This is a genomic window from Herbidospora mongoliensis, assembly GCF_001570545.1.
Taxonomy (GTDB): domain Bacteria; phylum Actinomycetota; class Actinomycetes; order Streptosporangiales; family Streptosporangiaceae; genus Herbidospora; species Herbidospora mongoliensis.
In genome coordinates this window covers 323,999-336,987 of the sequence record NZ_BBXD01000018.1, presented here as the reverse complement: position 1 = coordinate 336,987, position 12,989 = coordinate 323,999, and the positions used below count along the sequence as shown (strand labels likewise).

At 70.3% G+C, this 12,989-nt stretch carries 12 protein-coding genes and 1 pseudogene; 7 read left to right on the top strand and 6 right to left on the bottom strand.

Translation table 11 applies throughout. From position 1 onward, the window contains the following. Positions 1-111 precede the first annotated feature (111 nt). Positions 112-597 (bottom strand): cupin domain-containing protein, encoded by a 486-nt coding sequence (locus tag AW272_RS27445; protein ID WP_066371162.1) that lies wholly within the window; start codon positions 595-597, stop codon positions 112-114. 60 nt (positions 598-657) lie between these two features. Between AW272_RS27445 and AW272_RS27440 the strand changes: the two genes are divergently transcribed. The 3 genes from AW272_RS27440 (at position 658) to AW272_RS27430 (ending at position 3,633) form a co-directional block, all read left to right on the top strand. Further along, positions 658-1,680, top strand: coding sequence for a tyrosine-type recombinase/integrase (locus tag AW272_RS27440; RefSeq protein WP_066370973.1), 1,023 nt, complete (start codon positions 658-660; stop codon positions 1,678-1,680). Between the two features lie 88 nt (positions 1,681-1,768). Then, positions 1,769-2,530 (top strand): MerR family transcriptional regulator, encoded by a 762-nt coding sequence (locus tag AW272_RS27435; protein ID WP_066370970.1) that lies wholly within the window; start codon positions 1,769-1,771, stop codon positions 2,528-2,530. A gap of 380 nt (positions 2,531-2,910) precedes the next feature. Further along, the gene (locus tag AW272_RS27430) at positions 2,911-3,633 is read left to right on the top strand and encodes an HAD family hydrolase (RefSeq protein WP_066370968.1); all 723 of its coding nucleotides are present in this window, start codon (positions 2,911-2,913) and stop codon (positions 3,631-3,633) included. 296 nt (positions 3,634-3,929) lie between these two features. Here the strand turns inward: AW272_RS27430 and AW272_RS27425 are convergent, their stop codons facing one another. The 4 genes from AW272_RS27425 to AW272_RS27410 are packed head-to-tail and all read right to left on the bottom strand — an operon-like array spanning position 3,930 to position 10,537. Further along, entirely contained in the window at positions 3,930-4,958 is a 1,029-nt protein-coding gene (locus tag AW272_RS27425) for a DUF4037 domain-containing protein (RefSeq protein ID WP_218011092.1), read from the bottom strand. 41 nt (positions 4,959-4,999) lie between these two features. Next, positions 5,000-5,869 carry a GNAT family N-acetyltransferase gene (locus AW272_RS27420; protein WP_066370967.1) on the bottom strand — a complete coding sequence of 290 codons (870 nt, stop codon included), beginning with the start codon at positions 5,867-5,869 and terminating at the stop codon, positions 5,000-5,002. After that, entirely contained in the window at positions 5,866-7,290 is a 1,425-nt protein-coding gene (gene purB, locus AW272_RS27415) for an adenylosuccinate lyase (protein WP_066370961.1), read from the bottom strand. The genes AW272_RS27420 and purB overlap by 4 nt, the downstream gene beginning before the upstream one ends. Positions 7,291-7,336: 46 nt before the next feature. After that, positions 7,337-10,537 (bottom strand): efflux RND transporter permease subunit, encoded by a 3,201-nt coding sequence (locus tag AW272_RS27410; protein ID WP_066370959.1) that lies wholly within the window; start codon positions 10,535-10,537, stop codon positions 7,337-7,339. 163 nt (positions 10,538-10,700) lie between these two features. Between AW272_RS27410 and AW272_RS27405 the strand changes: the two genes are divergently transcribed. From AW272_RS27405 to AW272_RS42535, 3 genes are all read left to right on the top strand, one after another. Further along, positions 10,701-11,204, top strand: a complete 504-nt coding sequence (locus AW272_RS27405) for a MarR family winged helix-turn-helix transcriptional regulator (protein ID WP_066370958.1) — start codon at positions 10,701-10,703, stop codon at positions 11,202-11,204. After that, positions 11,167-11,946, top strand: a complete 780-nt coding sequence (locus AW272_RS27400) for an SDR family NAD(P)-dependent oxidoreductase (RefSeq protein WP_066370956.1) — start codon at positions 11,167-11,169, stop codon at positions 11,944-11,946. The genes AW272_RS27405 and AW272_RS27400 overlap by 38 nt, the downstream gene beginning before the upstream one ends. A 109-nt stretch (positions 11,947-12,055) precedes the next feature. Beyond that, positions 12,056-12,208, top strand: coding sequence for a hypothetical protein (locus tag AW272_RS42535; RefSeq protein WP_157518817.1), 153 nt, complete (start codon positions 12,056-12,058; stop codon positions 12,206-12,208). Positions 12,209-12,268: 60 nt separating this feature from the next. Here AW272_RS42535 and AW272_RS27395 read toward each other — a convergent pair whose 3' ends face one another. Beyond that, the gene (locus AW272_RS27395; RefSeq protein ID WP_066371155.1) at positions 12,269-12,742 is read right to left on the bottom strand and encodes a pyridoxamine 5'-phosphate oxidase family protein; all 474 of its coding nucleotides are present in this window, start codon (positions 12,740-12,742) and stop codon (positions 12,269-12,271) included. Between the two features lie 136 nt (positions 12,743-12,878). Here AW272_RS27395 and AW272_RS46110 point away from each other — a divergent pair. After that, positions 12,879-12,983, top strand: a pseudogene (locus AW272_RS46110) (aldo/keto reductase); the annotation flags it as partial. Between the last annotated feature and the right edge of the window lie 6 nt (positions 12,984-12,989).

The window sequence follows — 12,989 nt, the reverse complement described above, 5'->3', positions numbered from 1 at the left end:
CCCTGTGCCGGCGACACTTCTCATCAGCCCAGAAGGTGTCGTGCCGGACGAAGTGCTTCTGGTCGGTGCGCCCCGATGCCGCCCATTCCGGCCGTCTCCCCCGTGCCGGTGTTACTTCTCGTCGACCCAGAAGGTGTCGTGCCGGATGAAGAACTCCTGGTCGGTGCGTCCGGATGCCGCCCATTCCGCGATGCCCTCGAAGTAGCCCTCGCGTGGCGCCCCCGGCGAGAAGATCAGCAGGAGGCTGGCGGGTTCGCCTGATTCGTTGCGGAATCCGTGGACGCCGCCTTCGGGGACGTGGACGAAGTCGCCGGGCACGGTCGTGATCCATTCGCGGCCGTTGTAGATGCGGACGGTGCCGGTCAGCATGAAGAACGATTCGGTGAGGCTGCGGTGGAAGTGGGGGGCGGGGCCGCTGGGCTGGGGGCCCATGTCCCAGCGGTAGAGACCGAACTTGCCGTCGGTGGTGGCGCCGGTGGCCAGGTAGGTGCAGCTGCCGCCGTTGGCGTAGGTGATGTCGGGCGGGGCGCCTACGGGGAGGTAGGTGGCGTTGATGTCCCCGGTGTCCCCCAGGTAGCGCGGTTCCGGATATGTCATGTATTCGATCATGCCACTGAGCTGTGGGATTGTCGGTGGGCGGGGTTAGGGTCTGGGGTCATGCGTCCCGCGGAGCTGAATCGGTTGTCGGTGGAAGAGGCGGCGGATCGTTATGTGGAGTTGGTCCGCGCGAAGGTGGTGACGGGGGGTCTGTCGAGCGCGACCGCTGAGATCTATGCGCGTGATGTGCAGACCTTCGTCCGGCTGACGGGCGTGTGCCGTCTGTCGACGGTTCTCGACGATCTGGCGGGTGAGGATGTCGACGCCGTTCTGCTGGCTTTCGCCCGTAAGCCGGATGAGCGTCGCCGGGAGCCGGCCGATGGCGCGGAGTTGCAGTCGGCGGCGTCGCAGGCGCGGTTCCGGCGGTCGGTGTCGGCGTTGTTCAAGCATGCGGCGCTGGCGGGCTGGGTGCAGCTGAATCCGATGTCGTCGGCGACGGTGGTCGCCAAGGAGCGGGGCGGTCTGCGGGCCGAGCGGCGGGCGCTGACGCGGGAGCAGGCGCAGGGCCTGATCGGCGCGGCCGCCGCCCCCGCGCCCGTCGCCGAGGAGGGGCGGGGGCGGCGGGATCAGCGGATGGAGGCACGTGACGCGTTGATCGTGCTGCTGCTGACGATGGTCGGGCCGCGGGTGTCGGAGCTGGTGCGGGCGAATGTCGAGGATTTCTACACCAATGACGGTGATCGTTATTGGCGGATCTTCGGTAAGGGCGGCAAGACGCGGGATGTGCCGCTCCCCCGGCTGGCGGCCGATGTCCTGGCCGTCTATCTGGAGGTGCGGCAGAGCGATGACAAGGCGTTGCTGCTGTCGTGGCGGGGGCGCCGGCTGGCGCGGGGTGACGTGCAGGGGGTGATCGATCGTGTCCAGGCGCGGGTCGATCCGGAGCGGCGGCGGTCGGTGACGCCTCATGGGTTGCGGCATACGACGGCGACGCATCTGCTGGCGGGCGGGACCGACATGGACGCGGTGCGGCGGGTGCTGGGTCACAGTGACCTGACGACGCTGGGCCGCTATCGCGATGAGCTGCCCGGTGAGCTGGAGGCGGCGATGCGGGCGCATCCGCTTGCCCACGATACGGGTGTCTAGAGCTGGGCGTAGACGGCCGTATAAGGGGGTTGACTCTCACGTTGGGTGAGGCCGCAGGCTGGGCCGGGTCAGGAGAGGAGGGGGAATCGTGGCGGGTTTCTCGGTGGGTCAGGTGGCGGCGTTCGCGGGTGTGACGGTGCGCACGCTGCACCACTACGACGAGATCGGCCTGTTGTCGCCGACGGAGCGCACCGCGGCGGGTTACCGGCGCTACGCGGAGCCGGATCTGGACCGTCTGCAGCAGGTGCTGTTCTACCGGGAGCTGGGTTTCCCCCTCGAGGAGATCACCACGATCCTCGATGATCCGGGTGTGGACGCGGCGACGCATCTGCGGCGTCAGCATGAGCTGCTGCGGCGGCGGATCACCCGGCTGGAGGCATTGGTGGTGGCGGTGGAGGTCGCGATGGAAGCGGCCAGGATGGGGATCGCGTTGACGCCACAGGAGCGTTACGAGGTGTTCGGTGAGTTCCGGCCGGAAGACCACGCCGAGGAGGCCGAGCAGCGGTGGGGCGGCACGCCGGCGTGGGAGGAGAGCCGCCGTCGCACGTCGTCCTATGGGAAGGCCGACTGGGAGGGCATCAAGGCGGAAGCCGGGGAACTGGTGGAGGCATGGGCGTCCCTGTTCGCGCGGGGTGTCCCGGCGGAGTCCGCCGAGGCGACGGCGGTGGCGGAGCGGCACCGGGGGCACATCAGCCGGTGGTTCTACGAGTGCACGTATGAGATCCATGCGGGTCTCGGGGAGATGTACGTGGCCGATGAGCGGTTCGCGCGCAACTATGAGGGGGTGGCCGAGGGGCTGGCGGTGTACATCCGCGATGCGATCGCGGCCAACGCCGGAGCCGCCCGCTGAGCGGTGATGGTCTCCCCCGGTTTTGAGCGGGTGGACGTGGCGGAATTCCGCGGTCCGCCCAGGTCGGCGGAATCGCTGTCGCCCCGGTCGATCGCGATCTGACCTTCGGCGACCTGGCGGCCCTCGTCGGCGACGGGCGAGTGCCCCGAACGGCGAGAGTGTCGCCGCGTTCCACGGTCAAGGCGCGAGGATGCGGTTCACCGTGGCGGCGCATGCCGGGGGGTGTCGCCACATTTTGTCGGGTTGGCCCTTTTTCTCGGTTTCCCGGCGGCGTTGTGTGATCTTTGTCATGATGGGCGTGACTGGTTGTGGGTAAGGCCAGTTTCCCCTTTCACATCGTGGAAACGCCGCTGTAATAGGGGTTCCGGAGGATGGGCGGCATGATCAGGGCCATTCTCTTCGACCTGGACGAGACGCTGTTCGATCATCGTCTGGCGGTGGCGCACGCGGTGACGGCGTGGACGGCCGACCGGTCTCCGTTCCATCCGCTGCTGGCCGAGGGGCCGGCCCTGTGGTTACGGCTGGAAGACGTCCACCTGCCGGCCTGGCATCGGGGTGACTGCTCCTTCGGTGAGCAGCGCCGCCGCCGGCTGCGCGACTACTGCCGGCACCTGGGCCTGGCGGTCCCGGCCGACCTCGACGCCGCGTACGCGGAGTTCCTCGATCTGTACGAGCAGGCGTGGACGGCCTTCCCCGACGCCACCACGGTGGTGAACCAGCTGGCGGGAACCGGTGTGACGCTGGGCGTGCTGACCAACGGCCAGCCCGTGCAGCAGGAGGCCAAGCTGCGGCGGCTGGGCCTGCTCGACCGGCTCGACCCGGTGCTGACCCCCGACGCGCTGGGCGGCAACTTCAAACCGTCGGCCGAGGTGTACACGGCGGCCGCGGAGAAGCTGGGCCTCAACCCCGCCGAGGTGGTCCTGGTGGGCGACAACCTGAACCTCGACGCCATCGGCCCGACCCGGGCGGGCATGCACGGCGTCTGGCTCGACCGCTACGGCTCGGTCCCCGCCCCTGCGGGTGTCCAGGCGATCCGCACCCTCCTGGAGCTAGCGGCCCTGCTACCGAAGCTGGCGTCGGTGCGCCCGCTCGCGCTGGTCTGAGCCCTGTCTGCCGGGCGCGATTCACATCGGGCCCGGTTCACGAGTGCCGCACCCACCTTGATCGAGCGCTCGACCGCAGACTCCCCTGGCCGGCAGGTCACACAGCATCGCCGGGCACGGCTGTCGATGCGGACGAGTAGGCCGAGCGAGGATCGCCGGGCAGGAGTCACCGGGTGTGCTGGCCCTTCAACTGATGAGCCGGTCGCCCGAGTCGGGCGTGCTCGATCTCCGCGTCGTACTCCGATCCGCGGATCGGCCGCCCGTTGAGGAGCGTCGCCCTCCGGTGCCGCATCGTCTCAGCGGACCGCTGCGGCGACGTTGCGGGCTCGTCTGGGGTGGGTGAGGGCGTCGGTGTTGTCGGCGACCTGGTCGACGGTGCCGACGAGGTCCAGGCGGGCGATGGCGGGGTCGGTGACGGCGTCCATGAGGGCGCGGGCGAAGCGGTGGCCGCCGATGACCTGGAAGGGGCGGTCGTGGTAGGGGCGGACGCAGGGTTCGATCGGTTCGGTGAGGGCCAGGCGGTTGTGGAGTGAGGCGACGCGCAGGTAGGCGGTCGACAGGTGGCGTTCGCGGCCCTGCCAGGTCCGCTCGCGCAGGGCGCCGGTGAGGGCGTCGCCGAGTTCGGCCGAGCCGGACAGGCGGTTGAAGGCGCTGCCGAGCCATTTGGTGTACGGCGGGTAGCGGCGGCGCATGAGCAGGGTCAGGCGCATCAGGTCGCGGGCGATGCGGCCGGTGGCCAGGACGGAGCCCAGGTCGTCGCCGACCTCTCCGGCGCGGCCGGGGAAGCTCTCCTCCTGGGCGATGCGCGTCCATTGGCAGGCCAGGACGTAGCGCCACACGTCGGCCGGGTACCAGCGCAGGTGCCTGCGGGCGGGTTCGAGTTCGCCCAGGCCGTCGTGGAAGACGTCGCCGCCGGTGAATTCGGCCAGGCGCTGCCAGGGGACGGAGAGCCAGTCGTCCACGCTGATGGGGCCCTGTGGGTCGAAGCCGAGCTGGTCTTTGGCCCAGGGGGTGAATTCGGTGATGGTCACGCCGGGGCGGGCGGGGTGGAGGTCTGATCCGAACGCGGTCGCGAAGCCGCCGTATTCGGCGGGCAGCCGGTTCCACACGCGGTCGCGGATCTCCTCGGCGCGTCCGGCGGGCACGAACACCAGCGCGCGGGGGCCCCAGTCGTGGTCGGCGGAGCGGGCGGTGTCGAAGCCGAGGACCTCCGAGCCGGGGCCGATGAGGGCGGAGCTATGGGGGACGTCGTCCAGGAGCGGCCGCAGCACCTCGTGGTAGTAGGCGCGGGACAACTCCAGGCCGGGAACAAAAGCGGACATCATTCCTTCACTGTGCATGGTGTGGCCGCGCCGCTCACCTGGTTTTATGCGTCCTGTATTCTTGTCGCCGCCACCGGCCGCCGCGTGTAGCCCAGCCGCCGGTAAACGGCTAGCGCGGCGGTGTTGAGGTCGTCCACCATGAGCGAGACGCGGCCGTGCCGGTCGAGCAGCGTCGCGGTGAGGAACCGGCAGATCGCCCCGGCCAGCCCGCTCCCCCGCGCCTGCGGCAGCGTCGCGACGCCGCCGATGAACCCCACGGTGGGGGCCGACCAGGCGTCGGCGCCGACGGTGACCAGGCGGCCGTGGTCGTCGCGGATCCCGGCCCAGCGGGTGACGCCGGGCATGCCGGGGCGGGCGTAGGCGTCGGGGTTGGCGACGGCCAGCACCCCGGCGACCTCCGTCTGGGCGCCGGGCGCCAGCCACCGGACCGCAGGCTCCACCAGCACGGACGGTGACCGGTGGGAACCGCGGCCGGACCCGGATGCGTCGGCTGTGGCGTGGAACTCAGAGCGGATCTCAGAGTGGATCTCAGAGTGGATCTCAGAGCGGTCGCCCGCACTGCCCTCAAGCCGGGCGGTGCCCGGGTCGACGGTCATCCACGTGAAGTTCCCGGCGGGCCCGAGTTCGGCCGGCATCTGTTCCACCAGCCGGTGGACGACCTCGCGATCCCCGAACGGCCGGTAGCCGCTCCCCATCTCGCGCCAGGCCTGCCGGACGAGCGGCGCCAGGCCGGCAGGCTCACCCCACACGGCCAGGCGGTCGTGTTTGGACACCGCCGGGCACGCCACCACCACGGCGTCCCCGCACGCCCAGGCCCGCGCTCCCCCTCCGGGCAGGCGCTGGGCCGTCCAGAGGAGGAGGTCGTCTCCCCCGGTGGCGGAGACGACCTCGTCCAGGTGGCGCAGTTCTCTCACAGGATGGCGCCCGGCGCGTACCCGGCCGCGTCCGGGTAGCGGGCGGTGATCTCCCCCACCCGGGTGACGACGGCGGCGACCTGGTCGGCGGCGGCGCCGGTGAAGGACACCCGGTCGGCCAGCAGAGCGTCGAGGTCGGTGCGGGACAGCGGGAAGCGGGGGTCGGCGCCGAGCCGCTCCAGCAGGGTGTTGCCGCCGCCGTCCTGCCGCATCGCCAAAGCGGCGGCCACGGCGTGTTCCTTGATGAGCTCGTGCCCGGCCTCGCGGCCCAGGCCGGCCTTGACGGCGGCCATGAGCATCTTGGTCGTGCCGAGGAAGGGCAGGTAGCGGTCGAGTTCGGCCTCGATGACGGCGGGGAAGGCGCCGAACTCGTCCAGGACCGTCAGCATGGTCTCGACCAGGCCGTCGAAGGCGAAGAACGCGTCGGGCAGGGCGACGCGGCGCACCACCGAGCAGGACACGTCGCCTTCGTTCCACTGATCGCCGGCCAGTTCGCCGGCCATGGAGGCGTAGCCGCGCAGGATGACGGTCAGGCCGTTGACGCGCTCGCACGAGCGGGTGTTCATCTTGTGCGGCATGGCCGACGACCCGACCTGGCCCTCCTGGAAGCCTTCGGTGACCAGTTCGTGGCCGGCCATCAGGCGGATCGTCTTGGCCAGCGACGACGGCGCGGCCGCGAGCTGGACCAGCGTGGTGAGGACGTCGTAGTCGAGGGAGCGCGGGTAGACCTGGCCGACGCTGGTGAAGCGGCGGGAGAAGCCCAGGTGGGCGGCGACCCGGTCCTCCAGGTCGGCGAGGCGGCCGGCGCCCAGCAGGTCGAGCATGTCCTGGGCGGTCCCGACCGGGCCCTTGATGCCGCGCAGCGGATAGCGCGCGATCAGGTCCTCGAGGCGCTCGAACGCGACGGTGAGCTCGTCGGCGACGGTCGCGAAGCGTTTGCCGAGGGTGGTGGCCTGGGCGGCGACGTTGTGGGAGCGGCCGGCCATGACGGTGCCGGAGTACTCCCCCGCCAGGCGGGCCAGACGGGCGAGCAGGGCGACGACGCGGTCGCGGACCAGCAGGAGGCTGTCGCGGACCTGGAGCTGCTCGACGTTCTCCGTCAGGTCGCGCGACGTCATGCCCTTGTGGACGTGTTCGTGGCCGGCCAGCGCGTTGAACTCCTCGATGCGCGCCTTCACGTCGTGGCGGGTGACGCGTTCACGCGCCGCGATCGACGGCAGGTCGACGGTGTCGGCAGCCTTCTCGTACGCGGTGACCACGTCGGCGGGGACCGGGATCCCCAGATCGGCCTGGGCCTTGAGCACGGCCACCCACAGCCGCCGCTCCAGAACCACCTTGTGGTCGGGAGACCACAGGCGGGCCAGGGCGGGCGAGGCGTAGCGGGTGGCCAGGACGTTGGGGATGCGCGGCTTGTCGGTCACGTTCCCCGACTTTATCGAAGCCGCGCATCCCCCCATGTCACCCGGGTCAGCGGGTCGGGGCGAGTGCTTCCTCGTCGTACACCTCAAGCTGGCGTTCGTGCTTGGGGGTGCGGGTGAAGCGCTCCTTGGCCCGCTCGACCATCACATACAGCGTCGGCACCAGGACCAGCGTCAGCAGCGTCGAGGACACCAGGCCGCCGATCACCACGATCGCCAGCGCCTGGGAGATGAACCCGCCCGAGCCGGTCAGCCCGACCGCCATCGGCGTCAGCGCGCCGATGGTGGCCAGCGCCGTCATCAGGATGGGCCGCACCCGGCGCCGGCCCCCTTCCAGGACCGCCTCCACGACGCCCATGCCCTGCTCGCGGTACTGGTTGATCAGGTCGATCAGCACGATCGCGTTCGTCACCACGATCCCGATCAACATCAGCATGCCGATCAGCGCGGGCACGCCCAGCGCCGTGTCGGTGATCAGCAGCAGGCCGACGGCGCCGGTCGCCGCGAACGGGATCGACACCAGCAGGATCAGCGGCTGGATGAAGCTGGAGAACGTCGCCACCATGATCATGAAGACGATCGCGATGGCCAGCAGCATCGCCAGCCCCAGGTCGGCGAACGCGTCGGCCTGGTCGGCCGAGGCGCCGCCCACCGTCGCGGTCACCCCGGCCGGCAGGGCCAGCCCGTCGAGCTTGGCGGTGACCTCGGTCGTGATCGCGCCCAGGTTCGAGGTGTCGGCGTCACCCGAGACGGTCGCGGTGCGCTCACCGTCCAGACGGCTGATCTGGGTCGGCCCGGCCTCCTTGACGACCTCGGCGACCTGCGACAGCTTCACCGGTCCTGTCGCGGTCGGCAGTTCCAGATCCCGGACCGCAGTCAGGTCCTCAGGGGCGTCGCCCGTGCGCAGGATGATGTCGGCGCTGCGGCCGTCGATGTCGATCGACCCCACCGGCGCGCCGCGGAAGGCCTGGGCGACCTGCTGGCCGATCCCGGCCTCGGTCAGGCCACGCTCGGCGGCCTCCTGCCGGTCGACGTGGACCTCGATCCGCTCGCCGCTGTCGGCCAGGTTGGAGGTCACGTCACGCAGGCCCGCCACCCCGGCCAGCGCCTGGCTGACCGTGGCCGACGCCGCGCGCAGCTGGTCGACGTCGGGGCCCTGGAGCTGCACCTGCAGCTGGTTGGACGACAGCCCTCCCCCGCCGCCACCGCCACCGACGGTGATCTCGCCCACGGCCGGGCCGAGCGCGGTCAGCTTGGCCCGCAGGCCGTCCTGCAGCGCGGTCGCGTCGACGTCCTCATCCAGCGTCACCGAGAACGCGGCGCGGTCGGCGCTGCCGCCGGCGCCGCCCATGAACTGGTTGCCGCCACCGACGGTCACCTGGTAGGAGGCGACGCCGGGCTCGGCGGCCAGGACAGCCTCGACCTTGCGGGACGCGGCGTCGGTGACCTCCAGGTTCGTGCCCACGGGCATCTTCTGGGTGACGTTGATGCTGTTCATGCCGGCCGAGTCGAGGAAGTTGGTCTTCAGGTTCGGCACCAGCGCCATCGTCCCGGCGAAGATCACCAAACCGATCGCCAGGGTGATCCAGCGGCGCTGGGTCGCGAACCGCAGCACCGGCAGATAGGCGCGCTGGAGCGGGGAGCGCAGCTCCTTGGCCTCGGCCTCCTCACGGACGCGCAGCGCCTCCTGCGCCGACAGCACCGGCGCCTTCAGGAACCAGTACGCCAACACGGGGATCACCGTCAGCGACACCAGCAGCGAGGCCAGCAGCGCCACCGTGACCGTCACCGCGAACGGCGAGAACAGCTGGCCCACCATGCCGCCGACGAACGCGATCGGCAGGAACACCGCCACCGTCGTCAGCGTCGAGGCCGTCACCGCGCCCGACACCTCGCGGACGGCGTTCAGGATCGCCGCCCGCTTCGGCTCGCCGTAGCCGAGATGACGCTTGATGTTCTCCAGCACCACAATCGAGTCGTCGACCACCCGGCCCACCGCGATCGTCATCGCGCCCAGCGTCAGGATGTTCAGCGAGTAGTCGCCCACCCACAGCGCGATCAGCGCGATCACCACCGACAGCGGGATCGACACCGCCGTCACCACCGTCGACCGGATCGACAGCAGGAAGATCAGAATGATGATCACGGCGAACGTCAGGCCCAGCAGGCCCTCGGTCGTCAGGTCGTGGATCGACCGCTCGACGAACGGCGCCTGGTCGAACACCACCGTCAGCGCCGAGCCCGCGCCCAGCGCGGTCGTCAGCTCCGGCGTCAGGTCGCGGACGGCGTGGGAGATCGCCACCGCGTTCCCGTCGGGCTTCATCGTGATCGACACGCCCAGGCTCGGCTTGCCGTCGGTGCGGGTCAGCGTCGAGGCGCTGGCGTCGATCACCTCGATGTCGGCCACCGAACCCAGCGTCACCGGCTTGGGCGGCGCCGGCGGGCGCACCGCCGCGACCGGGCGGCCCGGGATCTGCGGCTGCTGTGCCTGCGGCTGCGCCGCGGGGGCGGCGGGCGGCGTCAGGTAGAGGTTCTTCAGGTCCTCCACCGTCGCGACCCGGTCACCGATCTGGACGGTCAGGTTCACCCCGCCCTCGACCACCGACCCGGCCGGGATGGCCACGCCGTTGGCGCGCAGCACCTCGGGGATCGCCGCCGGCGACAACCCCTTCTTCACCAGTTCCTCAAGGTCGGGGGTGATCGTCACCTGCTTGCCGCGGGCGCCGGTGACCTCCGCCTCCCGCACCCCCTCGATCCCCTGCAGCTGCGGCACCGCCGCCTGCTCCAGCCGGTCGAGCAGCGTCGCCTCATCACCGCCCGTGGCGGCCAGCACCACCACCGGGATGTCGTCGGTGCTACCCGCGATCACCTGCGGGTCGACCGTGGCCGGCAGCTGCGCGTCGATCCGCGAGATCGCCTGCTGCATCTGGCCGATGGCCTCGTCGATGTCGGTGCCGAACTCGAACGCCACCTGGATCGAGGCCAGGCCCTCCCGGGACGTCGAGCTGACCTGCGTCACCCCGGCGATACCCTGGAAGCTGCTCTCGATCGGCTTGACGACCTGGTCTTCCACGATGTCGGGCGACGCACCGGCATACGGCGCCACGACGAACGCCCCCGGGAACTCCAGCGACGGGAACAGCTGCTGCTTCAGCGAGGGGATGGCGAAGGCGCCGAAGGCGCTGGCCACCACCGCAATCATGATCACAAGAGTGCGGTTGGCGAGGCTCAGCCTGGCCAGGAAGGTCATGACGCGAGGGCTCCTTGACAGATGAGGGCCGGAAGATTAATGCGGCTCACCCTAACACTTCGCCTCGCACGAATATTTAACGTGGCATGCCATTCCTGATAACCTTCTCAGGTTTGCGACAGCAGGCCGACAGCCCCAGTGAACTCAACAGGTGAACGACAGCTTGAACGATGACGAGCGCGAGCAGCTGATCGACCAGATCGCCGACACACAGCGCGGCCTCGGCCGCCTGTTCGCCCGCGACCGCTCCCTCCCCCTGCTCGCCACCACCCTCACCATGCAGCAACTCAAAGTCATCGTCGCCCTGTCCTTCCACGAATCAGCACCCGGCCAGGAACTCGCCCGCGAACTCGGCATCGGCCTGGGCACCCTCACCGGCATCGTCGACCGCCTCGTCGCCCACGGCCTGGTCACCCGCCGCGAAGACCCCGCCGACCGCCGCGTCCGCCGCCTCACCCTCACCCAGCAGGGCCGCACCCTCACCGACGAGATGCTCGACGCCGGCACCGCCAACTGGCGCCACATGCTCACCCGCCTCGACACCGACACCCTGCGCGACCTCCAGCGCGTCATGACACGGATCAGTGACATCATCACCGAGGAAATCGGATCATCCGACGATAGGGTGGATGACCATGAGCGACGCGGCGGCCCCCTACCTCACTGACCTGTTCGGCCTCCACGGCCGCACCGCCCTCATCACCGGCGGCAGCAGCGGCATCGGCCACGCCATCGCCCAGGCCCTCGGCCGCGCCGGCGCCCACATCACCATCGCCGCCCGCCGCCAATACGACCTCGACCAGGCCCTCACCCGCCTGCGCGGCCACGGCGTCAACGCCACGGCCGTCAGCGCCGACATGGCCGACCCCGACGACGTCACCCGCCTGTGCGCCACCGTCCCCGACGTCGACATCCTGGTCACCAGCGCCGCCAACAACATCCGCCACCCCATGGGCGACCTCACCGAAGCCGACTACGACCAGACCATGGCCGTCAACCTCACCGCCCCCTACCGCCTCGGCCAGCACCACGCCCCCCGCATGGCCCACCGCGGCTGGGGCCGCATCATCAACATCGGCTCCCAGCAGACTCACCGCGCCTTCGGCGACAGCGGCGCCTACGGCGTCAGCAAAGCCGCCATCGGCGGCCTGTCCCGCTCCCAGGCCGAAGCCTGGAGCCGACGCGGCGTCACCGCCAACACGATCATCCCCGGCTTCGTCCTGACCCCCCTCACCCAAGCCGCCCAATCGATCCCCGGCCGCGTCGAAGCCCTCGCCGCCCGCACCGCCGTCGGCCGCAACGGCCACCCCGAAGACTTCGCCGGCATCGCCGTCTACCTGGCATCCAACGCGGCGGCCTACGTGACCGGCCAGACCATCTGCGTCGACGGCGGCTTCTCCATCAGCTGAACCCGCCCAACATTGATCGACGAACCGATGATCAATGCGTCGATCTCAGGGCAGGACCGAAGATCTCGCCGCCCCAGCAGGGGCCGCGTTCCTGTACGGAGGACTTCTGATGGCCGTGTTCGAGCTGCTGTGCTACCTGATCGCGTTCGTTCTGTTCATCCTGGCCGCGCTCAACATCGGCGCCCGCTTCAACCTCGTGGCGGCCGGACTCGCGGCAGCGGTCCTGCCGACCCTCGTCGCCGCGTTCAACTCCCTGGGCTGAGCCACCCGTACCCATCGGCCGCCCGCCAGAGGGGAAGAAGAACGGGCGGCCGATGGGGCCCTAACGACGACGGACCACACTCACCCCGCGGCCCGGCGCCCAGCTCTCGATCACCAGCATCGCCTCTTCCACCCGCGTGATCACCACACCCGCGATGTCCACCCGGAACAGATGCGAATCGCCCGGCTCCGCGCCCACCACCGCCTTCACCACCAGCGGATCGGTCACCTCCACCGCGCGCCCCGACAGCTTCGCCTCACCCGGCCACGTGCCGGCGCCCTCCTCGCCCGGATCGGTCGAAGGGCCGTGGACCGCCACCCGGCCATCACGCAGCAGATCGGCCGCCTTCACCGCGCCGCCCATCGAACCCAGCCACAGCTCCCCCTGCTTGAACTGGGTCTCGGTGCCGCTGATCCGCGGTGAGCCGTCTCGGCGCAGCGTCGCCATCGTCTTGTGCTTGCCCCCGTCGAACAGCCGCAGAAAGCGCGCTGCGAACTCCGGGGCGTCGTTCTCGATCTCCTGCCACGAGGCCATGCCCGCCATAGTGCACCCCGCCACCGACAAAATCCGCTTCCCCATCGGGGATGGGGTCTAAAAAGCGCGTCAGGGTGCGCCACCGACCCGACGCCTTTACAAAGTAGATTTATTAGCGGGGTGACAGACTCGGACGATCGTCATCGCCACCAAGTTCGGCATCCAGCGCGCCGCCGACGGCACCCGCCTGGGCGTCAACGGCCGGCCCGACTACGTCCGCCGATCCGCCGACGCCTCCCCGGCCCGG